The sequence below is a fragment of the Streptomyces nigrescens genome (assembly GCF_027626975.1).
Taxonomy (GTDB): Bacteria; Actinomycetota; Actinomycetes; order Streptomycetales; family Streptomycetaceae; genus Streptomyces; species Streptomyces nigrescens.
In genome coordinates, this window is record NZ_CP114203.1 from 3,554,795 (window position 1) to 3,580,431 (window position 25,637).

Genomic DNA, 25,637 nt, shown 5'->3' on the forward strand with positions numbered 1-25,637 from the left:
GCACCGCGGCGGCCATGCCGCCGCACGCGATGCCTCGGTCCCGTATGGGGAGGCGTACGGCGACTCGTACGGGGAGGTATCCATGCCTGCGAGCGGGCGGCCGGACGGGGCGGGCCGGGAGACGGCCCGTGCCGGACAGCGTGTGGCGCAGGGCGCGGTGGGCCGCGCCGAGGCGCCCGAGCCGGGTGAGGAGCCGCACCACGGTCAGCTCCCGCGCCATGGCGGTGAGGGTGTCGGACGGCCGCGGGAGGGCGGCGGTCCGTCCGGTGCCGGGCGGTCGCGGCCGCGCGGCGGTGAGCCGGGCGGGACGGTGCCGGAGCAGGCGCCGCACGGCGGACGGTCCGCGGCCCCGGGCGCCCCACACGGTGAGGTGTCGCGGCCGGCGGCCGGGGAGGCCGCCGGGGCGCAGGTGCCCGCGGCGGCCGGCCCGCCGCCGGAGCCGCTGCCCGCCGCGCCGGCCCGCTCGGCGCATCCGGGCGAGAGCGGTGAGGTGGCCGCGGCCCGGCAGGCGGGCGGTGACCGGCTGCGCTTCATCGGGGCGGCGACGCGGCGGATCGCCCGGGGCATCGACCTCGACGAGATCGTGCTCGGGCTGTGCCGGGCGACGGTGCCGACGTTCGCCGACGCCATCCTCGTCTATCTGCGCGATCCGCTGCCGGTGGGCGATGAGCGCCCGACCGGGCCGGTGGTGCTGCGGCTGCGCCGTACCGACCGGATTCCGGAGGAGCCGGACACCAACGGCGGCCGGCTGCCGGTGCTGCCCGCGCAGCCCGATCTGGGCCCGGCGATGGGCGGCAGCGCGGCGGAGCTGGCCGAGGTGGAGCCCGGCGGTCCGCTGGCCGAGGTGCTGCGGGGCGTACGCCCGCTGTTCGGCGAGGCGCAGGCGGCGCGGACGGCGCTGCCGGAGCTGCTGGGCCCTGACCCGCGGCTGCCCGGCGGCCATCGGGTGATCCTGGCGCCGCTGCGCGGCCGCCGCCGGGTGATCGGTGCGGCGGTGTTCCTGCGCCGTCCGGACCGCCCGGCGTTCGAGCCGGACGATCTGCTGGTCGCGGCGCAGCTGGCGACGCACACCGCGCTGGGTGTGGACAAGGCGGTGCTCTACGGCCGCGAGGCGTATATCGCCGATGCCCTGCAGCGCACGATGCTGCCGGACTCGCTGCCGCAGCCGACCGGGGTCCGGCTGGCCAGCCGCTATCTGCCGGCCGCCGAGACGGCCCGGGTGGGCGGTGACTGGTACGACGCGATCCCGCTGCCGGGCAGCCGGGTGGCGCTGGTCGTCGGCGATGTCATGGGGCACTCGATGACCTCGGCCGCGATCATGGGCCAGCTGCGGACCACGGCCCAGACCCTGGCCGGGCTGGATCTGCCGCCGCAGGAGGTGCTGCACCACCTCGACGAGCAGGCCCAGCGGCTGGGTACGGACCGCATGGCGACCTGCATGTACGCGGTCTACGACCCGGTGGCGCACCGGATCACCATCGCCAACGCGGGGCATCCGCCGCCGGTGATGCTGCACCGCGGCGGGCGCGCCGAGGTGCTGCGGGTGCCGTCGGGCGCGCCGATCGGTGTCGGCGGGGTGGACTTCGAGGCGGTGGAGCTGGACGCCCCGGCGGGCGCCACGCTGGTGCTGTACACGGACGGTCTGGTCGAGTCGCGGATCCGGGACGTGTGGACCGGGATCGAGCAGCTGCGGGAGCGGCTGGCGGAGACGGCCCGGCTGACGGGGCCCAACCCGCCTCCGCTGGAGCCGATGTGCGACGAGGTGCTGGACATGCTGGGCCCCGGCGACCGCGATGACGACATCGCGCTGCTGGCGGCCCGGTTCGACGGGATCGCGCCCAGCGATGTCGCGTACTGGTATCTGGACCCGAAGGCGCAGACGGCCGGCCAGGCCCGGCGGCTGGCCCGGCGGGCGCTGGCGCGCTGGGGTCTCGATGAGCTGACCGACCAGCTGGAGCTGCTGGTCAGCGAGGTGGTGACGAATGCGGTGCGGTATGCGGAGCGGCCGATCACGCTGCGGCTGCTGCGCACGGACGTACTGCGCTGCGAGGTCGGTGACGATGTTCCGCAGCTGCCGCGGCTGCGTCAGGCCCGGCCGTCGGACGAGGGCGGGCGGGGCCTCTACCTCGTCAACCGGATGGCGCGGCGCTGGGGCGCGACCCGTCTGAGCATGGGAAAGGTCGTCTGGTTCGAGCTGTCGATGCCGCCGGGGACGCCGCGCCGCTGAGTCTGCCGGGCGCCCCGGCCCCGTCCCACATGTTGGACCCCGTCTGAGACCGGACGGGGTCCAACTCTTGCCGACATGCCGTCGGGGGAGTTCACTGCTTGGGTGGGCGTAAGGGACTGACTGCCCCAATTCGGGACTGACCGACCCCTGCTCCCAGTCGTCGAAACAGGAGGCACTCCTCCATGACCAGCACCGCGCACAACGTCCCGCGCACGACGAACAACGCCGGCGTTCCGGTGGAGAGCGACGAGCACTCCCTCACCGTGAGCCCGGACGGCCCCATCCTGCTCCAGGATCACTACCTCATCGAGAAGATGGCCCAGTTCAACCGCGAACGGGTCCCCGAGCGGGTGGTGCACGCCAAGGGCGCCGGCGCGTACGGCTTCTTCCAAGTCACCAATGACGTCAGTCAGTTCACCAAGGCAGATCTGTTCCAGCCGGGCAGGACCACCGAGATGCTGGCCCGGTTCTCGACCGTCGCGGGTGAGCAGGGCTCCCCCGACACCTGGCGCGACCCCCGTGGCTTCGCGCTGAAGTTCTACACCCAGGACGGCAACTACGACCTGGTGGGGAACAACACCCCGGTCTTCTTCGTCCGGGACACGATCAAGTTCCAGGACTTCATCCGCTCCCAGAAGCGCCGCCCGGACAACGGGATGCGCGACAACGACATGCAGTGGGACTTCTGGACGCTCTCGCCGGAGTCGGCCCACCAGGTCACCTGGCTGATGGGCGACCGCGGCATCCCCAAGAGCTACCGCCACATGAACGGCTACGGCTCGCACACCTACATGTGGGTCAACGCCGGCGGCGAGAGGTTCTGGATCAAGTACCACTTCAAGACCGACCAGGGGATCGACTTCCTCACCCAGGAGGACGCCGACCGGATCGCCGGCGAGGACGGCGACTACCACCGGCGCGATCTGTTCGAGGCCATCGACGGCGCGAACGCCCCGTCGTGGACGCTGTATGTGCAGGTCATGCCGTTCGCGGACGCCCCGGACTACCGGTTCAACCCGTTCGATCTGACCAAGGTGTGGCCGCACGGCGACTACCCGCTGATCGAGGTCGGGCGGATGACGCTCAACAAGAACCCCGAGGACTACTTCATCCACATCGAGCAGGCGGCGTTCGAGCCGTCCAACATGGTGCCGGGTGTCGGTCCCTCGCCCGACAAGATGCTGCTGGGCCGGCTCTTCTCGTACGCGGACACCCACCGGTACCGCATCGGCCCGAACTACGCCCAGCTGCCGCCCAACCGGCCGCATGTGCCCGTCCACTCGTACGCGAAGGACGGCCCGATGCGGTACGAGCCGTCCCGTGCGGCCCGGCCGTACGCCCCGAACAGCTACGGCGGCCCGGCGGCGGACACCCTGCGCTACGGGGAGCCCGCGGGCTGGGAGACCGGCGGTGAGATGGTCCGCGAGGCGTACACGCTGCGCCGTGACGACGACGACTTCGGCCAGCCGGGCACCATGGTCCGCCAGGTCCTCGACGACGCGGCCCGCGACCGGCTCGTCGGCAATGTGTCCGGTCATCTCCTCAACGGCGTCAGCCGTCCGGTGCTGGACCGCGCGCTCCAGTACTGGCGCAACATCGACAAGAACGTGGGCGACCGGATCGCCCACAAGGTGAACGGCGGCTGAGGCACCGCCCGCCGCGTACACGCACCGCGGCCCCCACCTCGATGGTGGGGGCCGCGGTGCGGTGTGCCGGGACCGGTGTCAGCGGAAGTCGGTCAGGCTCTCGCCGTCGGGCTTCCCGCCGGTCGGCTTGCCCCCGGTGTCCCCGTCGTCCGTGCCGCCGGTCGGCGGACCGGAGCTCGGGTCGGTCGGGGTGGCCGGGTCCGACGGCTTGCCGCTCGTGGGGTCCGACGGCCGCCCGCTCGGGCTGGACGGGGTCTGCGACGGGGTCTTGCTCGGCGTCTCGGACGGTGTCGGGCTCGTCGACGGGGTCTTGCTCGGCGTCGGGGTGGGCGTCGGCGGCACCCCGGCACCGAGGTCGGTCTCCAGGTCGAACTCCGCGCCGGTGCTGCCGCCCAGCGCCGACTCCGTGTAGTCGGCCCACACCCGGGCCGGGTAGCCGCCGCCGTTGACCCGGCCGCCGCCACCGGTGCCCTTCAGGGTGACCTGGGCGCCGCCCTTGGGGGACTCACCGAACATGCCGACCGCGGTGACCAGCTTGGGCGTGTAACCGACGAACCACGCCGACTTGTTGTCGTCGGAGGTACCGGTCTTGCCGGCCGCGTCGTACGCCGTGTTCTGCACGGACTCCGAGGCGGTGCCGTCGTTGACCACGCCGGTCAGGACCGAGGTGAGGGTGTCGGCGGTCCGGCGGCTGAGGACCTGGTCGCCGATCGGGTCCTTGAGCGGGACCTCGGTCTGGACGCCGTTGACGGGGTGCATCGTCTTCTTGACCAGGGTCGGGGTGACCTTCTTGCCGTGGTTGTCGAGCGTGGCGTAGGCCCCGGCCATCTGGAGCGGGCTGGCGCCCATGGTGCCCAGGGTCATCGCGGGCTTGGCGTCGATCTTGGAACCGTCCATGCCCAGCTTGACCGCGGTCTCCTTGATCTTCTCCAGGCCGACGTCCGCGCCCATCTGCGCGAAGACCGCGTTGACGGAGTTGTTGGTCGCCGTCTGGACGCTGATCTTCCCGTACGGGTGCTCGTCCTCGTTGGGCGGCGCGAAGGGGATGGTGCCGCCGACGACCGGGCGGCGGTTACGGCCGTCGTAGATCGTGTTCGGGGTGATCGGGAGGCCGTCCTGGGTGACCGCGTTGTTCTCCATCGCCGACGCCAGGATCAGCGGCTTGAAGGTGGAGGCGGGCTGGTAGTCGGAGCGCGTGGCGTTGTTCGTCCAGTGCTTCGGATAGCCGTCGCCGCCGTACATCGCCACGATGTGCCCGGTCTTGGGGTCCACCGAGGTGGCACCGAGCTGGGCGTCCCGGTCGACCTTGCGCTTCTCGGGGTCGAGGTCGTCGGTGAGCTTGCGCTTGACGGACTTCTCCAGCGCCTTCTGCTTGTTCTTGTCGATGCCGAGGGTGACGGTCCAGCCGCCGGCCTCGAATTCGGACTCGTCGACGCCCTGGGCGAAGAGTTCCTGCTTGGCCTGCTTGACCAGGTAGCTGGTCTGGCCGCTCACGCCGGGCAGCGGCCTGGGGGCCTGGGGCACCTCGAACTTCTGCCGGGCCCGGTCCGCCGCGGGGAGCCACTTCATCTCGACCATGTTGTCGAGGGTGTACGCCCAGCGCTCCTTGACCCGCTTCTTGCCGGCCTTGGTCGCGCTGGACCAGTCGTACTGGCTCGGCGCCTGGAGGAGCGACGCGAGGTAGGCGCCCTCCGAGACGGTGAGCTTCTCGACGTCCTTGCGGTAGTAGGCCTGGGCGGCAGCCTGGATGCCGTAGGCGCCGCGGCCGTAGTAGCTGGTGTTGATGTAGCCGGCGAGGATGTCGTCCTTCTTGAACTTGTTGTCCACCTTGAGCGAGATGACGATCTCCTGGAGCTTGCGGGAAACCGTCTGCTCCTGGCTCAGGTAGTAGTTCTTGACGTACTGCTGGGTGATCGTCGAGCCACCCTGCTTGCCCTGACCCCGCAGGGTGTTGAACACACCGCGCAGGGTGCCCTTCAGGTCGACGCCGGAGTCGTCGTAGAAGGACTTGTTCTCCGCGGCGACGAAGGTGCGCTGGACGTCCTTGGGTATGCGGTCGAGCGGGACCGTCTCGCGGTTGACGTCGCCCACCCGCGCCATGACCTTGCCGTCGGCGTACTTGTAGACATTGCTCTGCAGCTTGGCAGCGCTGTTGCCCTTGGGGATGTCCACGTACAGGTAGAGGCCGATGAATCCGAGGATGCCCAGCAGGCACGCCCCGAGAAAGGCTCCGAGGAGCTTCTTCCAGGTGAAGAAGCGGCGTATGCCGGACTTCTTGTCTGTCTGCTTGGCACGGCGAGCGCTCCCCTGTCGCGCCCGTCTCGCTTCCGCTCGGCCCATCGCTTCAGCAACTCCAGTCGTTCCGCCCCCAGCTAATTCAGCTGTTGAAGCTAACACCGCATCTGTCAACAAATACTCATCGATCAAGGCTTTTCCCGACGTGACAAACAGCACCCGCCGCGACGGAACCATGAGGTGGGTTTTGCGCGTCGCCACCCCCTCACCTGGGGCCTTGCCGCCGGAGAACCCTCGCACACCACTGGACGCCGGTACGCGGCGCTAGATAAAGTGCTATCACTTTGCTAGACCAGCGACATCACCAATTGCGGCGGACATCACCTGCCGCACCTGGAGAAACGGGGACCCCTATGTCCGACCAGACACCGGCCGACACGTCAGGCCAGACGCCGGCCGACCACCCCGGCGGCGACCTCGGCGTCGACGCCCCCGAGATGCCCAGGCCGCAGGTCCGCGAGGTCCCGGCGCACAGCATCGGGGGCGGGCTGGCCCTGCTGCTGACCGTGCTCGGCGTCGCGCTGAGCGTCGGCCTGCTGATCGTCGGCGGCATACTCGGCTCCGCCGGCAAGGACGCGGCCGCCGTCCCGATGTTCATCGGCGGCGTCCTGCTGCTGCTCACCTCGTTCTTCTGCATGACCGGCGTGAAGATGGTCGCGCCCGGCGAGGCCCGCGTCATCCAGCTCTTCGGGCGTTACGTCGGCACCATCCGCACCGACGGACTGCGCTGGGTCAACCCGCTCACCAGCGCCCGCAAGATCTCCACCCGGGTGCGCAACCACGAGACCGCGGTACTGAAGGTCAACGACGCCTACGGCAACCCGATCGAGCTGGCCTCGATCGTGGTCTGGCAGGTCGAGGACACCGCCCAGGCGCTCTTCGAGGTCGACGACTTCCTGGAGTTCGTCGCCACCCAGACCGAGGCGGCCGTCCGGCACATCGCCATCGAGTACCCCTATGACGCGCACGACGAGGACGCCCTGTCCCTGCGCGGCAACGCCGAGGAGATCACCGAGAAGCTCGCCCTGGAGCTGACCGCCCGGGTCCAGGCCGCCGGCGTACGGATCATCGAGTCCCGCTTCAGTCACCTCGCCTACGCCCCCGAGATCGCCTCCGCCATGCTGCAGCGCCAGCAGGCCGGCGCGGTGGTCGCGGCCCGCCAGCAGATCGTCGAGGGCGCGGTCGGCATGGTCGAGCAGGCACTGGCACGGATCAGCGAGCAGGGCATCGTCGAGCTGGACGAGGAGCGCAAGGCCGCCATGGTGAGCAATCTGATGGTGGTGCTGTGCGGCGACCGGGCCGCCCAGCCGGTCCTGAACACGGGCTCGCTCTACCAGTGAGCACCGACGCCCCCAGGGAGACCGGCTCCGGGAACGAGCCGGCCCCCGCGCGACGGCCGCAGCAGCGCAAGCAGGTGCTGCTGCGGCTGGACCCGCTGATCCACGACGCCCTGGCGCGCTGGGCCGGCGACGAACTGCGCAGCGCCAACGCCCAGATCGAGTTCCTGCTCCGCAAGGCACTGTCGGAAGCGGGCCGGCTGCCGAAGGGAGCGGGGGCACCACCGCGACGGGGGCGGCCACCGAAGGAGCCGGGGGGCGAGTGAAACACGAGCTCTATACACACCATGTATAGAGCTCGTGTAGAGTGCGTCCACGCCCCTGGCCCGGTACGTGCACAGGCCACCCGGGACCAGTCCCCCCGCCCGCACTCCCGGAGGTCCGCCCATGAGGAGGAGCATCCCTGCCGCCTGGGCCCGTGACCTCGCACGGGGTGCCCGCTTCGCCGTCGGCACCGGCCGGGAGGGCTGGGCCCGTACGCTCCTGACCGCGGTCGGCGTGGGGCTCGGCGTGATGCTGCTGCTCGGTGCCGCCTCGGTCCCGCACCTCATGGACAGCCATCAGGCACGCCGCGAGGCCCGGCTCATCGACGCGAACACCGAGAAGGGGACCCGGCCCGGCCCCAGGACCCTGCTGTACACGGACCGTGACACGGTCTTCCGCGGCGACGGAGTCCACGGCGTACTGCTGCGGCCCGACGGCCCCGCCCCCGTCCACCCGCCCGGTGTGCGCACCCTGCCGCGGCCCGGCGAGATGGTGGTCTCGCCCGCGCTCAAGGAACTGCTCGCCGCACCGGACGGCGCGCTGCTGCGGGAACGGCTCGGCCGCACGGTGGTGGGCACCATCGCCGCCCCGGGACTCGTCGGACCCGGCGAACTGACCTACTACGCGGGCGATGACACCCTCACCGCCTCTGCCCGGACGCCCCGCATCAGCCACTTCGGTGGCGAGCTCCCCACGTCACCGATGGGCCCCCGGCTCACCGTCATCGTCATCGAGGCCTGTGTGGTGCTGCTGATGCCGGTGGCCGTCTTCCTCGCCACCGCCGTGCGCTTCGGCGGCGAGCGCCGCGACCGCCGGATGGCCGCGCTGCGGCTGATGGGCGCGGACAGCCGGATGACCCGCCGGATGGCGGCCGGGGAGGCGCTGTGCGGGGCGCTGTGCGGGCTGGTGCTGGGGGCGGGCCTGTTCCTGCTCGCCCGCCGGTTCAGCGGGCGGATCACCGTCTGGGACGTCAATGCCTTCCCCTCCGACCTGGTCCCGGACCCCGCGCTCACCGCGCTGATCGCCCTCGCCGTACCGCTCTGCGCGGTCATCGTCACCCTCGTCGCGCTCCGCGGTGTCACCGTCGAACCGCTGGGCGTCGTACGCCACCACACGCCCCGGCGCCGGCGGGTGTGGTGGCGGCTGCCGCTGCCGGTCCTCGGCGCGGTGATGCTGCTGCTGACCGGCAGGGCCGGCCCGGCACCGGCGGAGGCCCGGGTCGATCCCTATCTGCTCGCGGGCGGTGCGCTGCTGGTGCTCCTGGGGATCACCGTGCTGCTGCCGTGGCTGGTGGAAGCGGTGGTGGCCAGGCTGCGCGGCGGCCCGGTCCCCTGGCAGCTCGCCGTCCGCAGGCTCCAGTTGAACAGCGGCGCCGCGGCCCGCGCGGTCAGTGGCATCACCGTCGCGGTGGCCGGCGCCATCGCGCTGCAGATGCTGTTGGCCGCCGTCCAGGACGACTTCACGAGCGTGACGGGGCAGGACACGTCGCGGGCCCAGCTCACCGTCGCGTTACCGGCCCGGGGTGCCGTCACCCACCGGAAGGTGCTCGACGAGTTCCGTGCGACCGAGGGGGTCCGCGGGGCCACCGCCGTCCTGCACTCCACGGTGTCGCGCCCCGGGGGCCGGGCCTTCGACTCCGCCGCCCCGTTGACCGTCGGTGACTGCCGCAGCCTCCGGGAGCTGGCGCGCCTGGGCCCATGCAAGGACGGCGATGTCTTCCTCGTCCGGGACAGCAGCGGAGCGGTCGGCGACGGCGCTCTCGCACGGACCGCGCAGCCGGGCGGGGAAGTGCTGCTCCAGAGCGAACCGGACGGGCCACGGGCCAAGGGCCGGCCGCCGCTGTGGACCGTCCCGGAGACGGCCAGGACCGTCCCCTCGCGCACCGGCCCGGCGGGCGATGTGGTCTTCGGGATCTTCGCCACTCCGTCGGCGGTCCCGGTGCCGGACCTCGCCGCCCCGGTGGCCGAGGCGATGCTCACGCTCGACCCCCGGGTCCCGGACGCGGCCGAGTACGCCCGCAACACCGCGGCCCGCCTCGATCCGTGGGCGGACGTCCGCACGCTGCGGAACACCGAGCGGGACCATCAGTTCTCCACGGTGCGCACCGGGCTGCTGGTCGCCTCGACGGTGACGCTGGCGCTGATCGCGGCGAGCATGCTGGTCACCACACTGGAACAACTGCGGGAGCGCCGCCGGCTGCTGGCGGTCCTGGTGGCGTTCGGCACCCGGCGCGCCGACCTGTGCTGGTCGGTCCTGTGGCAGACCGCCGTTCCGGTGGCGCTCGGGCTGGCGCTCGCCGTCGTGGGCGGCTGCGGGCTGGGGCTCACCCTGCTCCGCCTGGTCGGCGAATCCTCGCCCGACTGGTCGGTGATCTGGCCGATGGCGGGAGCCGGTGCGGCCCTGGTCCTCCTCGTCACCCTGCTGAGCCTCCCGCCGCTGTGGCGGCTGATGCGCCCCGACGGGCTGCGAACGGAATGAACACCCCCGTCCCCCGGGCCGACTGCCGCCCCCGGTCAGGCCGCTATACAACACACGTATACACCGACGACACACCCACGAGTAAGGTGGTCGGCATGTCAATCGGTCATACGCTGCTGGGCCTCCTGGAGTCCGGTCCCCGCCATGGCTACGACCTCAAGCGGGCCTTCGACGAGCACTTCGGGCAGGACCGTCCGCTGCACTACGGGCAGGTCTACTCCACGATGTCCCGGCTGTTGAAGAACGGTCTGGTCGAGGTGGACGCCGTGGAGGCCGGTGCCGGTCCGGAGCGGAAGCGGTATGCGATCACGGACGCCGGGATCACCGATGTGGCCCAGTGGCTGGCCCGTCCGGAGAAGCCCGAGCCGTATCTCCAGTCGACGCTCTACACCAAGGTCGTCCTGGCGCTGCTGACCGACCGTAACGCCGCCGGACTGCTGGACACCCAGCGCGCCGAGCATCTGCGGCTGATGCGCGGGCTGACCGAGCGCAAGCGCACCGGTGACCTCGCCGACCAGCTGATCTGCGACCATGCGCTCTTCCATCTCGAAGCCGATCTGCGCTGGCTGGAGCTGACCGCCGCGCGGCTGGACAAGCTGGCGGAAGCGGTCCGCGCATGACGCCGGAGGGATCCCTGCTCGCGGCGGAGGGGCTGTACAAGGCCTACGGGGCGACACCGGCGCTGGACGGCGCGGAGTTCTCCATCCACCCCGGTGAGGTCGTCGCCGTCATGGGCCCGTCCGGCTCCGGCAAATCGACCCTGCTGCACTGCCTGGCCGGGATCATCAGCCCGGACTCCGGCACCGTCCGCTACGGTCCGCACACCCTGACCCGCCTCAGCGACGCACAGCGCAGCGCCCTGCGCCGTACCGACTTCGGCTTCGTCTTCCAATTCGGCCAGCTGGTACCGGAGTTGACCGCGCTGGAGAATGTGGCGCTGCCGCTGCGGCTGAACGGCACCAAGCGCAAGGAGGCCGAGCGGCAGGCCCGCGCATGGCTGGAGGAGCTGGAGGTCAAGGCCGTGCACGACCGGCGGCCCGGTGAGATATCCGGCGGCCAGGGCCAGCGGATCGCGGTCGCCCGCGCCCTCGCCACCCGGCCGCGGGTCATCTTCGCGGACGAGCCCACCGGCGCCCTGGACTCGCTCAACGGCGAACGCGTACTGACCCTGCTGACCAACGCCGCCCGGGAGAGCAATGCCGCGGTGGTCCTGGTCACCCACGAGGCCCGGGTCGCCGCCTACTCCGACCGGGAGATCGTCGTCCGCGACGGCAAAGTGAAGGACATGCTGGCGGGCTTGATATGAGCCCGCTGCGCTCGCCCGCCGGCTCCGGCGGCGGGCACGGTGACGACCGCGCGCCGGCCTCCCCGGCCCCGCTCGCCACCCCGCGCACCGGCCCCGGGACCTGGGCCCGTGACCTCGCGATGGGGATGCGGTTCGCGGCCGGCGGGGGCCGCGAGGGCTGGATCCGTACGGCGCTGACGGCCGCCGGTGTCGCCCTGGGCGTGGCCGTCCTGCTGCTCGGCGCGTCCGTGCCCACGCTGATGGACTCCTGGCACGGCCGGGAGAAGGCCCGCGAGAACCTGGGCCAGTCACACGAGCCCCTGCCCGCCGACAACACCCTGCGCTACGCCTCGGCCGACACCCTCTTCCACGGTGCGCCGGTCCGCGGCCGCCTGGTGCGCCCGGACGGCGCGCATCCGCCGGTCCCGCCCGGCGTCCGCCAACTCCCCGGCCCCGGCCGGATGCTGGTCTCCCCGGCGCTCAAGGAACTGCTGGCCTCCCCCGAGGGCGCGCTGCTGCGCGAGCGGCTGGACTTCCGGGTGGCCGGTGTCATCGGCGACGAGGGTCTGCGCGGCCCGCGAGAGCTCACCTATCTCGCACAGAGCGCCACCCTGGCCGCGCCCGACGGCTATCGCATCGACCACTTCGGCAAGGGCTGGAACCCGCTGCCGATGCGGGCGCCCGCCGTGGTCCTGGTGATCATGACCTGTGTGGCGCTGATGACGCCGGTGATGGTCTTCATCGGCACCTCCGTACGGTTCGGCAACGAGCGCCGGGAGAGACGGCTGGCCGCGCTCCGGCTGGTCGGCGCCGATGTCCGCACGACCCGCCGGATCGCCTCGGGTGAGGCGCTGTTCGGCTCGCTGCTGGGGCTGGTGGCGGGCGGGGCGCTGTTCCTGGGCGGCCGGCAGTTCGCTTCGGTGATCACGCTGTGGGACATCAATGTCTTCCCCTCGGACGTGACGCCGGGGCCGCTCGCCGTGGCGCTGATCGCCGTGCTCGTGCCGGCGGCGGCGGTGGGGGTGACGCTGTTCGCGCAGCGCGGGGTCACCGTCGAGCCGCTGGGCGTCGTCCGCAACCGCCCGACGGTCCGCCGCCGGCTGTGGTGGCGGGTGGCGCTGCCCGCCGTGGGCGCCCTGCTGCTGGTGCCGCTGGCCCGGGAATTCCCGTGGCGGGACACCCCGTTCAACACCGTCCGGCTCGCGGCCGGGGCGATGCTGCTGCTGTTCGGTGTCACCGCGCTGCTGCCCTGGCTGGTGGACGCGGTGGTCGGCCGGCTGCACGGCGGCCCGGTGTCCTGGCAACTCGCCGTCCGCCGACTGCAGTTGAGCAGCGGCTCGGCCACCCGCGCGGTCAGCGGCATCACCGTCGCGGTGGCCGGCGCCATCGCGATCCATATGCTGATGACCGGTATGCAGACCGGTTACGCCCAGGCCTACGCCGAGTCCGGCAAGGCGCCGCGGATCGGGCTGTGGGGCAACGCCCACGACTGGCCGCAGGTCCAGCGGGCGCTCACCGCGCTGCGTGCCACCCCCGGGGTGGCGGCGGTCCGCGGCACGATCGACGCGAACGTCGCCCGCCGGCCCGCCGCCGGGAACTCCCGGTCCGCCGGCCGCTACGCGACGATCGCCGTCGGCAGCTGCGCCGAACTGCGCACCCTGGCCCGGGTGGGCTCCTGCCGGGACGGCGAGGTGTTCCTCACCGGCGCCCGGGGCCGGGACGCCGCCCTCGCGCCCGGCGCGGCCGTCGACCTCAACCCTCCGGACTTCCAGGGCGATCCGGCTGCGCCGCGGCCCTGGAAGATCCCCACGGCGGCCCGCGAGGCCCGGCTGCTCCACCCGGGACGCGCTCCCGACCGCGTCCCCTACGATCTGCTGGCCACGCCGTCCGCGGTCGACATCGGCCGGTTCCGGTCCCCCACCATGGAGCTCAAGGTCACCTTCGACCGTGGCACCCCGGACGCGGTGGAGCACATCCGCACCACCGCGGCCCATATCGACCCGACGATGAACGAGTTCTCCGCGGTCGACAATCCGCATGACGCGCAGTACTCCAGCGTCCGCAACGGCCTCTTCGCCGGCGCCGTCGTCACCCTGCTGCTGATCGGCACGGGCCTGATCATCTCCACCGTCGAGCAGCTCCACGAGCGCCGCCGGGTGCTGTCCACCCTCGATGCCTACGGCACCCGCCGCACCACCCTGGGCTGGTCGGTGCTGTGGCAGACCGCCATCCCGGTCGTGCTCGGCCTGGGCCTGGCGCTGGGCTGCGGACTGGCACTCGGGACGCTGCTGCTGACGATGCTGGACAGCGTGGTGACGGTGGACAAACCGGTGGTGGCGGGGATGACCGGTATCGGCGGCGCGGTGATCCTGTTCGTGACGGCGCTGAGCCTGCCGCCGCTGTGGCGGATGATGCGGCCCGACGGGCTGCGGACGGAGTGAGCGCGGCGATGCCCGGCCCTTCCCGCGCGGACCGCACCCGGGGCCGGACCGCCCGCCGCTGGTGTGCCGACCTCACCATGGGCGCCCGGTTCGCCTTCAGCGGCGGCCGCGAGGGCCTGCTCCGTACGGCCCTGACGGCGCTCGGCGTCGGCCTCGGCGTCGCGGTCCTGCTGCTGGCGGCCGCCGTCCCGAACGCGCTGAACGCCGCCACACACCGGCAGTCGGCCCGCTCCGTCGTGCCCGTCGCGGAAGGGACCGGCCCCTCGGACCAATCCCTGCTGACCGTCTCCTCCTCCAGCGGCTACCGCGAACTGCCGCTGCACGGCCGGATCCTGGCCGCCGAGGGTCCGCACGCCCCCGTCCCGCCGGGCCTGTCCCGGCTGCCGGGCCCCGGCGAACTGGCCGTCTCCCCCGCCCTCGCCGAACTGCTGTCCTCGCCCGAGGGCGCACTGCTCAAGGCCCGCTTCCCGCATCTGCGGATCACCGACACCATCGGCGACGAGGGCCTCACCCACCCCGGCGAACTCCTCTTCTACCAGGGCAGCGACGGCTTGCCGCGGCCCGGCAACGGGGTCGAGCGGATCACCGCGTTCGGCGACCACGGCACACCGTTCCGGGCGAGCCCCCTCGTGGTGCTGATCATCCTCGTGTGCTGTGTCGCGGTGCTCACCCCCGTCGCCGTCTTCATCGCGACCGCGGTGCGGTTCGGCGGGGAGCGCCGCGACCGGCGGCTCGCCGCGCTCCGGCTGGTGGGCGCGGACCGGGCCACCACCCGGCGGATCGCCGCGGGCGAGGCGCTGGCCGGCGCGCTGTGCGGTCTGCTCACCGGCGCCGCGCTGTTCCTGGCCGGCCGGGCCCCGCTCGCCGGCCTCTCGCTCTTCGGCCTCGGCGTCTTTCCCTCCGATGTGGTGCCCGACGCCGCGCTCGTCTGCGCCATCGCGTCGGCCGTCCCGCTCTGCGCGGTCGGCGTCACCCTGTTCACCCTGCGGCGGGTCGCCGTGGAGCCGCTGGGCGTCACCCGTACGGCACCGCCGCTGCGCCGCCGGCTGTGGTGGCGGGTGCTGCTGCCGGCCGCCGGGGTGGCGCTGCTGCTGCCGCAGGCGATCGGCGGGCTGGGTCCCGGCGACACCGCCGACGCCCAGGTGCTCCTCGGGGTGTCACTGCTTCTGCTGGGGGTGGCGGCGCTGCTGCCCTGGCTGCTGGACGCGCTGGTGGCCCGCCTGGGCCGCGCGGGCTTCGGCGGCCAGTCCTGGCATCTTGCCGTACGGCGGCTGCAGTTGAGCAGCACCACGGCCAGCCGCTCGGTCAGCGGGATCACCGTGGCGGTGGCCGGCGCGGTCGCCGTGCAGGTGCTGCTGACCGGTTCCCAGGACCTCGCCGAGCGGATGCAGCGGCCCGCCTGGACCGAGGTCGTGGCGCGCTCCGGTACGGTGCCCGCCGGCCGCGCCCCGCGGATGTCCGCCCGGCTGCGCGCGGCCCCCGGCGTCCGCGAGGCGCACGGCCTGGTCTCCGGCTATGCGGACTCCGTCCGCCACCACCGGGCCATGGCGCACACCGCCCCCGAGGACCGCGACGACCCCGAGCCGTATCCGGTGACCGTCGCCGGCTGCGGCACCCTGCGCCGGCTCGCCCACATCGGCACCTGTTCCGACGGCGATGTCTTCCTCTCCACGGACCGCGAGGCCTCCGTCCCGCTCCCGGCCCCCGGCACCCGGCTGGCCCTCGACCCGGTCGGCAGCGACAACGACCACCGGGCGCCCGCGCACTGGTCCGTCCCGCGCGGCGCCCGCCACACCACCGCCGTGTCCTACGGTCTCGCGCCCGACGTCACGGGTATCGGTGTGCTCGCCACCCCCGGCGCGCTGGACGCGACGCTGCTGCGCCACCCCGGCCTCACCGTCCTGCTGCGGCTCGACCCGCACGCCCCCGACGCGATCGAACACGTCCGCAACGCGGCCGCCCGGATCGCCGTGGGCACCGCCGTGTTCACCTCCGGCGACGGCACCGAGGACGCCATCACGGTCTTCCGCCACGGTCTGACCGCCGGCGCCGCCGCCGTACTGCTGCTGATCGGCTGCGGCCTGCTGATCACCGCCCTGGAGCAACTCCGTGAGCGCGCCCGGATGTTGTCCGCCCTGGAGGCCCTCGGCACACCGCGCGCCGTACTGGGCCGCTCGGTCCTGTGGCAGACCGCCGTCCCGGTGGCCCTCGGCCTGGCCCTGGCGGTCGGCTGCGGGGTGTCCCTCGGCGCACTGCTCCTCCACATGGTCGACCGCCCGCTCCGGCTCGACTGGTCGGGCATCCTCACCCTCAGCGGCACCGCGGCGGCCGTCATCCTGGGGGTCACCGCGCTCTCGCTGCCGCTGTTGTGGCGCCTGATGCGGCCGGATGGCCTGCGTACGGAGTGAATCTGCGAGATCATTCCGGCGCAGCAGTGCACACCAACTGCCCAAGGGGGGCCCTTCATGCGCCGACTCGTCTACTGCATCGCTTCCACTCTCGACGGCTTCATCGCGGGCCCTGACGGCGCGGACCCCACCGGCCCGGACGGCTTCTGGCCGATCGCCGACGACTACATCAAGCACCTGGCCGCCGAACTCCCGGAAATCCTGCCCGTCCAGGCCCGGTCCGCACTCGGCATCACCGACGAGGGCACCCACTTCGACACCGTCCTGGAGGGCCGCCGCACCTACGAGATCGGCCTCCGGGCCGGCCTCACCGACGCCTATCCCCACCTGCGGCATCTGGTCTTCTCCCGGACCATGACCGAGAGCCCTGACCCGGCCGTGGAGCTGGTGGCCACCGACCCGGTGGCCAAGGTGCGCGAACTGAAGGACGCGGACGGCAAGGACATCTGGCTGCTGGGCGGCAGCGAACTCGCCGGTGTGCTCTACCCGGAGATCGACCAGCTGATCGTCAAGCTGAGCCCGCTCACCGTCGGCAGCGGCATCCCGCTCTTCTCCCGGGACACCGCCTTCGATCCCCGCACCTGGGAGCTGACCGAGCACACCGTCCTCCAGAGCGGGGCGGCCTTTCTGACGTATACGCGGGCGGCGGTGGCCTGAGCCCTGCGGGCGCTCCACGGCCTCATGGAGCGGGCGCCCGGCGGCGCATCGTGCAGAGTGACCCCACGAACGGGTGAACGCTCTCGGACGAGACGTGCGCGGGCGCCCGGCCTACGATGATGACCTCGGCACCAGGCAACGGGAGGCGTGCAATGTCCGCAGCAGCTGCCGAGGGTCCGTACGCGGGTGAACACCGGCCCCTGACGCTCCTCGAACAGGCCGACCAGCTCATGAAGCAGCTCCCTGGCCACCGCGTCGAGATCCTCGGAGGCGTCCTCACTGTGACCCCACCCCCCGACCCCGCCCACGCGAAGGGGCTGTCCCGCCTCAGGCGCCCCTTCGTCGCGGCCGGCCTGGACGGCGGCGAAACCGAAGTCCTCGAAGGCCTCGGCCTGTGGCTCCCGGACGGCCCGGAGAACTTCGCCGTACCGGACCTTTGCGTAGTGGACGCCGACATCGAGGACCACATCATCCAGTACGAGTGCTGTGACCCAGCGGCATTCCGCATGGTCCTTGAGATCACCTCCGGCAATTACACGAACGACTTGCGTACGAAGGTCACCGCTTACGGCTCCGCGAGGGTTCCGGTGTATGTGATCGTCGACCGCAAGCACGAACGCCTCCACGTCCTCACCGAGCCCATGGAGGACGGCTACGCCGTACACCGCATCCATGTAGCCGGGGAGAAGGTCACCCTCCCGGAGTCCATCGGCGCCGAAGTTACGCTGGACGTGGCCCAGACCCTGGACGATGCCAGGCGTCGCACTCCGTAGCGCCCCTGACCCTCACCCCTTCACGATCCGCACCGGCAGCCCCCGCAACGCCCCCCGCAGCGCCTCCGCGAACTCCTCGAACTCCTGTTGGCGGGCGGCGCCCGTCCGCATGGCCAGGGCGATTCTGCGCGAGGGGGCCGGATCCGCGAAGTAGCCGGTCGTGAGCTGGTCGTTGCGGCCGGTCTCGACCCGCAGCGCGGTGCGGGGCAGGAGGGTGACACCGAGGCCGCCGGCCACCAGCTGCACCAGGGTGGACAGGCCCGCCGCACTGGTCGTCACCGGGGTGTTCTCGTCGCGGCCGGCCTCCCGGCAGATGTCCAGGGCCTGGTCCCGTAGGCAGTGGCCCTCGTCGAGCAGCAGCAGATCCAGTTCCTGGAGGGCCTGGCGCGGGATGTCACCGCGGCCGCCGAGCCAGTGCTCCTTGGGCGCGACCAGGACGAAGTCCTCGTCGAAGAGCGGGAGTTCGGCGACCTGGGGGACGCCGAGGGGGACGGCGAGCAGCAGCAGGTCGAGTCGACCGTGGGCCAGACCGTCCAGGAGGGACGCGGTCTGCTCCTCGTGCACCTGGAGGTCCAGGTCGGGGTAGGTGTCATGGACCAGCCGCAGCACGGCCGGCAGCAGATACGGGGCGACGGTCGGGATGACGCCGAGCCGCAGTACGCCCGTGAAGGGTGCGCGGGCCGCCTCCGCCTCCTCCATCAGATCCCCGACGGCCTCCAGGACCGCACGGGCCCGGGCGGCCACCCGCTCCCCCGCGGGCGACAGCAGCACCTTGCGCGTCGTACGCTCCAGCAGCTGCACTCCGAGGGTCTCCTCCAGCGTGGAGACCGCCCCGGACAGCGCGGGCTGGCTCATACCGATCTCGGCCGCCGCCTCGCGGAAATGCAGATGCTCGGCCACCGCCGCGAACGCCCGCAGCTGCGCCAGGCTGGGCTGGCGGGGACGGCCTCCCAGGCTTGCCGGTGACGCCACTGATAACCACCTCCGATCAACATCAACCAGTCTAGCTATTTCCCTGATCAATGGCTGCTGTGCCACTGTGTAACCCGTCCAAGCCTCAAGGAAAGTCCTCAAAAGGGACTTTCTGCGCAACAAGGAGAGTACGTGCTCACTGTCGGTGACAAGTTCCCCGAGTTCGACCTGACCGCCTGCGTTTCGCTGGAAAAGGGCCAGGAGTTCGAGCAGATCAACCACAAGACCTACGAGGGCAAGTGGAAGATCGTCTTTGCGTGGCCCAAGGACTTCACCTTCGTGTGCCCGACCGAGATCGCCGCCTTCGGCAAGCTGAACGACGAGTTCGCCGACCGTGACGCCCAGGTCCTCGGCTTCTCCGGCGACTCCGAGTTCGTGCACCACGCCTGGCGCAAGGACCACCCGGACCTGACCGACCTGCCCTTCCCGATGCTCGCCGACTCGAAGCACGAGCTCATGCGCGACCTGGGCATCGAGGGCGAGGACGGCTTCGCGCAGCGCGCCGTCTTCATCGTCGACCAGAACAACGAGATCCAGTTCACCATGGTGACCGCCGGCTCCGTCGGCCGTAACCCCAAGGAGGTCCTCCGGGTCCTCGACGCGCTGCAGACCGACGAGCTGTGCCCCTGCAACTGGAGCAAGGGCGACGAGACCCTCGACCCGGTCGCGCTGCTCTCGGGCGAGTGAACCGCAGCTAGCGAACTGGAGGCAGATCTGACATGGCTCTCGACGAACTGAAGTCCGCGGTCCCGGACTACGCCAAGGACCTCAAGCTGAACCTCGGCTCGGTCATCGGCAACAGTGACCTGCCGCAGCAGCAGCTGTGGGGCACCGTTCTGGCCTGCGCGATCGCCTCGCGCTCGCCGAAGGTGCTGCGCGAGCTGGAGCCGGAGGCCAAGGCCAACCTCTCCGCCGAGGCGTACTCCGCCGCCAAGTCGGCCGCGGCCATCATGGCGATGAACAACGTCTTCTACCGGACCCGGCACCTGCTGTCGGACCCGGAGTACGGCAACCTGCGCGCCGGTCTGCGGATGAACGTCATCGGCAACCCGGGCGTGGACAAGGTCGACTTCGAGCTGTGGTCGCTGGCCGTCTCGGCCATCAACGGCTGCGGTATGTGCCTGGACTCGCACGAGCAGGTGCTCCGCAAGGCCGGTGTGGACCGCGAGACGATCCAGGAGGCCGTCAAGATCGCGTCCGTCCTGCAGGCCGTCGGCGCCACCCTGGACGCCGAGGCCGCGCTCGCCGAGTAATTCCCGGTACGCGCGGACACCCGCAGACAGAGCCCCCGCAGACCTGGCGTCTGCGGGGGTTCTGTGCGTCCGGTGCGAGGTGGGGCTACTCCTGGTGCCCCTGGGACGGGCGCGGCTCCGGGGGCGGCGTCGGGGCCACTCCGAGCGCGGTGGCGCCGCGCGGGGCCACCGACATCCGCAGCGCCTGTTCCCTGGAGTAGGAACGGAGGTAGCCGACCACCGTGTTGGTGACCGCCACCAGGGGGACCGCCACGACCGCGCCGCCGATGCCCGCGATCAGCCCGCCCGCGGCGACCGAGAGGATCACCGCGAGCGGATGGACCCGGACCGCCCGGCCCAGGATGAACGGCTGCAGGACATGGCCCTCGATCTGCTGGACGGCCAGCACGACCGCCAGCACCATCAGGGCGGTGAACACCCCGTTGGCGACCAGCGCGATGACACAGGCCAGCGCGCCCGAGACCACTGCGCCGACCAGCGGGATGAAGGCGAACAGGAAGATGAAGACGGCGAGCGGGACGGCCAGCGGCACATTGAGGAAGTAGAGCCCGATGCCGATGAAGATGGCGTCGATCAGGGCGACGACGACCGTGCCGCGAACGTAGGCGGTCAGGGTGCGCCAGGCCCGCGGCCCGGCCCCGGCCACGCCCTCGCGGGCCGCGCTCGGGACCAGCTTGAGCAGCCAGTTCCAGATCCGCCGGCCGTCGTAGAGCAGGAAGAGCGTGGTGAACATCGCGAGCAGGATGCCGGTGAACACCTCCAGGATGACGGTGACGCCCTCCAGGCCGGCCGAGGTGATCGCCTCGGTGTTGGCGCCGACCGCGTCCTGCAGATTCTTCGCGATGTGGTTGATCTGACTCTCGGTCACATGGAACGGGCTCTTCAGCAGCCAGCCCTTGAGCTCGGTGATGCCCTCCTGGATACGGCTGGAGACCGAGTCGATGTTGTCCTGGACCTGCCACACCACGAACCAGCCGACCAGGCCCATGATCACGAACCCGCTGATGAAGGTCAGCGCGGTGGCCGGCCCGCGCGGCAGCCCGCGCGCACGCAGCCACCCCACGGAGGGCTGCAGCAGCGCGGTGATCAGCGTCGCCGCGATGAAGGCCAGCACGACCAGTTCGATGGTGGTGATGACGCGCGCCAGCACCCACAGGGTGGCGGCCAGCACCAGCAGCCGCCAGCTCGCCTCCGCGGCGACCCGTACGCCCCACGGCACCGCGTCCACCGGCTCCGGGCGGGCCGCGACGGCCGGGGCGTAGGAGGGCGGTGCGGGCACCGACTCCGGCGGGCTGCCCGCGGTGGCTGGCGGCACCTGCTCGGACCCGGGCCCCGGCACCCCGTCCACCGCCTTGGGCAGCTGGGTACGGGGGACGGTGAGCGTGCCCACCGGGCGGTCGCCCGCCGAGCCGTCGCCCTCCGGACCGTCGACCGCCGGGCTTTCGACCGCGGGGGCGTCCGCGTGCCCGGCACGCCTCAGCTCATCCGGGTCGCCTGCCGCCGCCGAAGCCTCCGCACGGCGGCGCTGATCCTCCAGCCGCTGCGAGAGCCGCGTCAGACCGGCGCCGAGGCCACCGACCCACTGAGGCAATCTGGACATGTCCTTCCTCTTCCCCTCCCACGCGCCACAACCTGACGGCACGACGTTACCTGTGCAGCACGCGCGAAACCCCCGACGCGGGCGCGTTCGGGGGTTTCGGAAGTGCTGTGGTGCGGCTTACGGCCTAGTACCAGCTGTTGGCCTGCCAGAACGACCAGGCACCACACGGGCTGCCGTAACGGTCGTTCATGTAGTTCAGGCCCCACTTGATCTGGGTGGCCGGGTTCGTCTGCCAGTCGGCACCGGCCGAGGCCATCTTGGAGCCGGGCAGCGCCTGGACGAGCCCGTAGGCGCCCGAGCTGGCGTTGGTGGCCTTGTAGTTCCAGGTGGACTCGTGGTCCACGATGTTGCTGAAGCACTGGAACTGGTCGCTCGCCATCATCTGGCGGGCCATGGCCTGCGTCTCGGCGACCGTGTACGAGCCCTTGACGGCGAAGTCGCCCGCGTCGCGCGTGGCGGAGCGGGACGCGGCCAGCGTCTTCTCCTTGCGCGCGTCGGCTTCCTTCTTCGCCTTCGCCTCGTCCGCCGCGTCCTTCTTGCTCTGCGCGGTCTCAGCAGCTGCCTTGCGGGCCGACTCCTGCGCGGACTTGAGGGCTGCCGTGTCCGCCTGGGTGGACTGGTCGTCCGCCTGCTGCGTCAGGGAAGCCGTCTGCACCTGGGCCTGTGCGCCCGCGGGGATGTCGGCGATCGTCGCGTCGGCAGCGGTGGCCTCGGTGTTGCCGACCGAGGCGGGCTCGTTGCCTGCAGCGACGCCGACCACGGCGCCGACGGTGGTGACCGCGGTGGCGGATGCCACGGCGAATCCCCGGACCGAGATCCGGCTCACACGTTTTCCTTCCAGCATCGTCCGCATAGGTGACCTCGCGGACGCAATCGTGCCCCTGGCGCTGGTCTCCCCTTGTTCCGGGCCCGGTTGAACGGGTGGGTCCGGCTGGTCACGGGAGGCACTGGCCCGGTACGTCCCCCTCGGGGTCCGCGTGGTGCTCGGGCGGCATACGGCTGTTCGCTATGAAGTTCGAGTTCGTTCCACACCGCTGGGGGTGTTGATGCTGCCGTATGCGGGGCCTGACAGGACCCAGACTCTGCCCGACCGGCACGCCGGGAATCAATTCCCCGCTGGGTGTGAAAGCTCACACCCCGTTTACGGCAAACGATTTTCGGATATCCACTCGCAGCACAACGCCGCCCGGCTAAGCTCCTTGGCTTCGCCGGGCGGCGTCGTCTTCATGACCGGTCAGATCCGGCCTTCCTCCAGCATTTCGGTCACCAGCGCCGCGATCGGCGAGCGCTCCGAGCGGTTCAGCGTGACGTGGGCGAACAGCGGATGCCCCTTCAGCTTCTCCACCACCGCGACCACACCGTCGTACCGCCCGACCCGGAGGTTGTCGCGCTGCGCGACATCATGGGTCAGCACCACGCGCGAGTTGGCGCCGATACGGGACAGAACCGTCAAAAGGACGTTCCGTTCCAGTGACTGGGCCTCGTCCACGATGACGAACGCATCATGCAGCGACCGCCCGCGGATATGGGTCAGCGGCAGCACCTCCAACATGCCGCGCCCCACCACCTCTTCGATGACGTCCTTGGTGGTCACCGCGGACAGCGTGTCGAAGACGGCCTGCGCCCAGGGGCTCATCTTCTCCGCCTCGCTGCCCGGCAGATAGCCCAGCTCCTGCCCGCCGACGGCGTACAGCGGGCGGAACACCATCACCTTGCGGTGCTGCCGGCGCTCCAACACGGCCTCCAGGCCCGCGCACAGCGCCAGCGCCGACTTGCCCGTACCGGCCCGCCCGCCCATGGAGACGATGCCGACGTCCGGGTCGAGCAGCAGATCCAGCGCGATCCGCTGCTCGGCGCTGCGGCCGTGGATCCCGAAGACCTCCCGGTCGCCCCGCACCAGCCGGACCGCCCCGTCCGAGGTGACCCGGCCGAGCGCCTTGCCGCGCTCGGACTGCAGCACAAGTCCGGTATGCACCGGAAGTTCGGACACTTCCGGCACATGGGCGGTCTCGGCGGCGAACAGGTCGTCGACCTGGTCGGCGGAGATGGTCAGCTCGGCCATCCCCGTCCAGCCGGAGTCGGTGATCGCCAGCTCGGCGCGGTACTCCTCGGCCAGCAGCCCGACCGAGGAGGCCTTGATGCGCAGTGGCAGGTCCTTGGAGACGACCGTGACGTCATACCCCTCGGCCTGCAGATTGCGCGCCACCGCGAGGATCCGTGAGTCGTTGTCGCCGAGCCGGAAGCCCGCGGGCAGGATTCCGGGGTCGGAGTGGTTCAGCTCGACCCGGAGCGTCCCGCCGAGATCCCCGATGGGGATGGGCGAGTCCAGCCGCCCGAACTGCACCCGGTACTCGTCCAGCAGGCGCAGCGCCTGCCGTGCGAAGTAGCCGAGCTCGGGGTGGTGCCTCTTGGCCTCCAGCTCGGTGACCACGACGACCGGAAGCACGACTTCGTGCTCGTCGAAGCGGGCCATGGCGCCTGGGTCTGCCAGCAGGACACTGGTGTCGAGGACATAAGTGCGCCGGTCGTTCTCACGGCGCTGCTTGATGTTCACCACGGGTGGACGAACCCCCTCGGATGAGGTTGGGGTGCGACGGCGTCGCGGGGCGGTGTTCTCCCGGGACCGCCGCTCTCCCAGCTGCTGCTGGGCGGCGTCCCCGGGACCCCCGGCCATCTAGTGACCGGACCGGGCTCGGACCACAATGCGCGGGCCGAGCGCCGGCCCTCCGCGTCGACCGTGCGGTGTGCACGGACCTCCGTGATGTGCAAAGGGCCTCCCGGGCGGACGGCCCCATGCCGTCCGCTGAGATGCGGCGCCTGATGGCTTGTTCCTGACGCCGACCTGGAAGGGATATTCCCTCGAACCCTCGTTGCCATGCCACGGCATATGACGCACGGCCGATGAACCTTGGGTGACGTGTGATCGTCCAGCGGCGGCGGCATTCGGGTGAGACCCGAGGGGACGGAGCGTCAGAAGAGGCCCCGCCGGCGGTTCATGGGGCCGGCGGGGCCTGGTGACGCACCGTGACAGCAAAGGATGTCCGGGACGTATGGGGCGTTTGGGATGTAACGCGCCTGGAGGAACGGGAGCGGCTCGGCAGGACGCCGTTCAGAAGCCGTAGCGCCGGTGCCGGGCGGCGTAGTCGCGCAGGGCGCGCAGGAAGTCGACCTTCCGGAACGCCGGCCAGAAGACTTCGCAGAAGTAGTACTCCGAATGGGCGCTCTGCCACAGCATGAAGCCCGACAGCCGCTGCTCCCCGCTCGTACGGATCACCAGGTCCGGGTCGGGCTGGCCGCGGGTGTAGAGGTGCTCGGAGATCAGGTCGATGTCGACGACCTCGGCGAGCTCCTCGAAGGAGGTGCCACGCTCGGCGTGTTCCAGCAGCAGGGAGCGCACCGCGTCGGCGATCTCCTGCCGGCCGCCGTAGCCGATCGCGACATTCACCAGCACGCCGGTGTTGTCGACGGTGGCCTGCTCCGACTCCTTGAGCACCCGCTGGGTGGCGGTGGGCAGCAGATCGCGGTTGCCGACGTGGTGGACCCGCCAGCGGCCGTCGGCGGCCAGGTCCCGCACGGTGTTCTCGATGATGCCCAGCAGCGGCTTCAGCTCTGCCTCGGGCCGGTCGAGGTTGTCCGTCGACAGCAGCCACAGCGTGACCACCTCGACATCGGTCTCCTCGCACCAGCCGAGCAGCTCACTGATCTTGGCCGCACCGGCCTGGTGGCCCTGCTCGGTCGTCCGCCCGTCGGCCCGCGCCCAGCGCCGGTTACCGTCCAGGATGACGCCGATGTGCTTGGGCACCTGGGTGTGATCCAGGCGACCCTCCACCCTGCGCGCGTACAGCCGATAGACCAGATTGCGCAGTGCAGGCGGATACGGGATGCGCATCCCGGAAGATCGCAGCATGTGTGGTCCAGCCCCTCCGTGCCAATGGCGGTCGCCCCGTCGCCTCAAGTGGGCAACTTTACTTCTCGGCTGTCTCGACAGCCCAATCAGGTAG

General features: G+C 71.4%; 19 protein-coding genes. 13 read left to right on the forward strand and 6 right to left on the reverse strand.

The genetic code is table 11. The features are described from left to right. Positions 1 to 82 precede the first annotated feature (82 nt). Both STRNI_RS15855 and STRNI_RS15860 read left to right on the forward strand, forming a co-directional pair. A complete protein-coding gene (locus STRNI_RS15855; RefSeq protein WP_410177171.1) occupies positions 83 to 2,227 on the forward strand; it encodes a SpoIIE family protein phosphatase in 2,145 nt (714 codons plus the stop codon). A gap of 182 nt (positions 2,228 to 2,409) precedes the next feature. Continuing rightward, a complete protein-coding gene (locus STRNI_RS15860) occupies positions 2,410 to 3,873 on the forward strand; it encodes a catalase (RefSeq protein ID WP_018089335.1) in 1,464 nt (487 codons plus the stop codon). A 78-nt stretch (positions 3,874 to 3,951) separates the two neighbouring features. On the opposite strand, the gene STRNI_RS15865 is transcribed toward STRNI_RS15860, so the two are convergent. Beyond that, positions 3,952 to 6,213: a transglycosylase domain-containing protein gene (locus tag STRNI_RS15865; RefSeq protein ID WP_159486368.1), complete on the reverse strand. Its 2,262-nt coding sequence runs from the start codon at positions 6,211 to 6,213 to the stop codon at positions 3,952 to 3,954. Between the two features lie 308 nt (positions 6,214 to 6,521). Between STRNI_RS15865 and STRNI_RS15870 the strand changes: the two genes are divergently transcribed. The 9 genes from STRNI_RS15870 to STRNI_RS15910 all read left to right on the forward strand — a co-directional run bounded on the left by STRNI_RS15870 (position 6,522) and on the right by STRNI_RS15910 (position 17,811). Next, positions 6,522 to 7,508, forward strand: coding sequence for an SPFH domain-containing protein (locus tag STRNI_RS15870; protein ID WP_159486370.1), 987 nt, complete (start codon positions 6,522 to 6,524; stop codon positions 7,506 to 7,508). Beyond that, entirely contained in the window at positions 7,505 to 7,771 is a 267-nt protein-coding gene (locus STRNI_RS15875) for a type II toxin-antitoxin system antitoxin (protein ID WP_018089332.1), read from the forward strand. The genes STRNI_RS15870 and STRNI_RS15875 overlap by 4 nt, the downstream gene beginning before the upstream one ends. 121 nt (positions 7,772 to 7,892) lie before the next feature. Next, complete coding sequence (locus STRNI_RS15880; protein ID WP_277411447.1) at positions 7,893 to 10,247, forward strand: FtsX-like permease family protein; 2,355 nt, start codon at positions 7,893 to 7,895, stop codon at positions 10,245 to 10,247. 95 nt (positions 10,248 to 10,342) lie between these two features. Further along, entirely contained in the window at positions 10,343 to 10,867 is a 525-nt protein-coding gene (locus STRNI_RS15885; RefSeq protein ID WP_018089330.1) for a PadR family transcriptional regulator, read from the forward strand. Then, positions 10,864 to 11,553 (forward strand): ABC transporter ATP-binding protein, encoded by a 690-nt coding sequence (locus tag STRNI_RS15890; protein WP_277411448.1) that lies wholly within the window; start codon positions 10,864 to 10,866, stop codon positions 11,551 to 11,553. The genes STRNI_RS15885 and STRNI_RS15890 overlap by 4 nt, the downstream gene beginning before the upstream one ends. Next, positions 11,550 to 13,973 carry an FtsX-like permease family protein gene (locus STRNI_RS15895; RefSeq protein ID WP_266439232.1) on the forward strand — a complete coding sequence of 808 codons (2,424 nt, stop codon included), beginning with the start codon at positions 11,550 to 11,552 and terminating at the stop codon, positions 13,971 to 13,973. Before STRNI_RS15890 ends, STRNI_RS15895 begins: the two co-directional genes overlap by 4 nt. Before the next feature lie 8 nt (positions 13,974 to 13,981). Continuing rightward, positions 13,982 to 16,381: an FtsX-like permease family protein gene (locus tag STRNI_RS15900; RefSeq protein ID WP_277411449.1), complete on the forward strand. Its 2,400-nt coding sequence runs from the start codon at positions 13,982 to 13,984 to the stop codon at positions 16,379 to 16,381. 57 nt (positions 16,382 to 16,438) lie between these two features. Next, a complete protein-coding gene (locus STRNI_RS15905; RefSeq protein ID WP_159486376.1) occupies positions 16,439 to 17,038 on the forward strand; it encodes a dihydrofolate reductase family protein in 600 nt (199 codons plus the stop codon). Positions 17,039 to 17,190: 152 nt separating this feature from the next. Further along, positions 17,191 to 17,811, forward strand: coding sequence for a Uma2 family endonuclease (locus tag STRNI_RS15910; RefSeq protein WP_277411450.1), 621 nt, complete (start codon positions 17,191 to 17,193; stop codon positions 17,809 to 17,811). Positions 17,812 to 17,823: 12 nt separating this feature from the next. Here STRNI_RS15910 and STRNI_RS15915 read toward each other — a convergent pair whose 3' ends face one another. Then, positions 17,824 to 18,783: a hydrogen peroxide-inducible genes activator gene (locus tag STRNI_RS15915; RefSeq protein ID WP_018089324.1), complete on the reverse strand. Its 960-nt coding sequence runs from the start codon at positions 18,781 to 18,783 to the stop codon at positions 17,824 to 17,826. 132 nt (positions 18,784 to 18,915) lie between these two features. Between STRNI_RS15915 and STRNI_RS15920 the strand changes: the two genes are divergently transcribed. Both STRNI_RS15920 and STRNI_RS15925 read left to right on the forward strand, forming a co-directional pair. Next, positions 18,916 to 19,470 carry a peroxiredoxin gene (locus tag STRNI_RS15920; protein WP_018089323.1) on the forward strand — a complete coding sequence of 185 codons (555 nt, stop codon included), beginning with the start codon at positions 18,916 to 18,918 and terminating at the stop codon, positions 19,468 to 19,470. Positions 19,471 to 19,502: 32 nt separating this feature from the next. Then, a complete protein-coding gene (locus STRNI_RS15925; protein ID WP_018089322.1) occupies positions 19,503 to 20,036 on the forward strand; it encodes an alkyl hydroperoxide reductase in 534 nt (177 codons plus the stop codon). A gap of 85 nt (positions 20,037 to 20,121) precedes the next feature. On the opposite strand, the gene STRNI_RS15930 is transcribed toward STRNI_RS15925, so the two are convergent. The 4 genes from STRNI_RS15930 to STRNI_RS15945 form a co-directional block, all read right to left on the reverse strand. Then, positions 20,122 to 21,636: an AI-2E family transporter gene (locus STRNI_RS15930; protein ID WP_277411451.1), complete on the reverse strand. Its 1,515-nt coding sequence runs from the start codon at positions 21,634 to 21,636 to the stop codon at positions 20,122 to 20,124. A gap of 124 nt (positions 21,637 to 21,760) precedes the next feature. Continuing rightward, on the reverse strand, positions 21,761 to 22,462 hold the full coding sequence (locus tag STRNI_RS15935; RefSeq protein ID WP_018089320.1) for an aggregation-promoting factor C-terminal-like domain-containing protein: 702 nt from the start codon (positions 22,460 to 22,462) through the stop codon (positions 21,761 to 21,763). Between the two features lie 408 nt (positions 22,463 to 22,870). Further along, positions 22,871 to 24,193, reverse strand: coding sequence for a PhoH family protein (locus tag STRNI_RS15940; RefSeq protein ID WP_018089319.1), 1,323 nt, complete (start codon positions 24,191 to 24,193; stop codon positions 22,871 to 22,873). Between the two features lie 552 nt (positions 24,194 to 24,745). After that, on the reverse strand, positions 24,746 to 25,525 hold the full coding sequence (locus tag STRNI_RS15945; protein ID WP_018089318.1) for an isoprenyl transferase: 780 nt from the start codon (positions 25,523 to 25,525) through the stop codon (positions 24,746 to 24,748). Between the last annotated feature and the right edge of the window lie 112 nt (positions 25,526 to 25,637).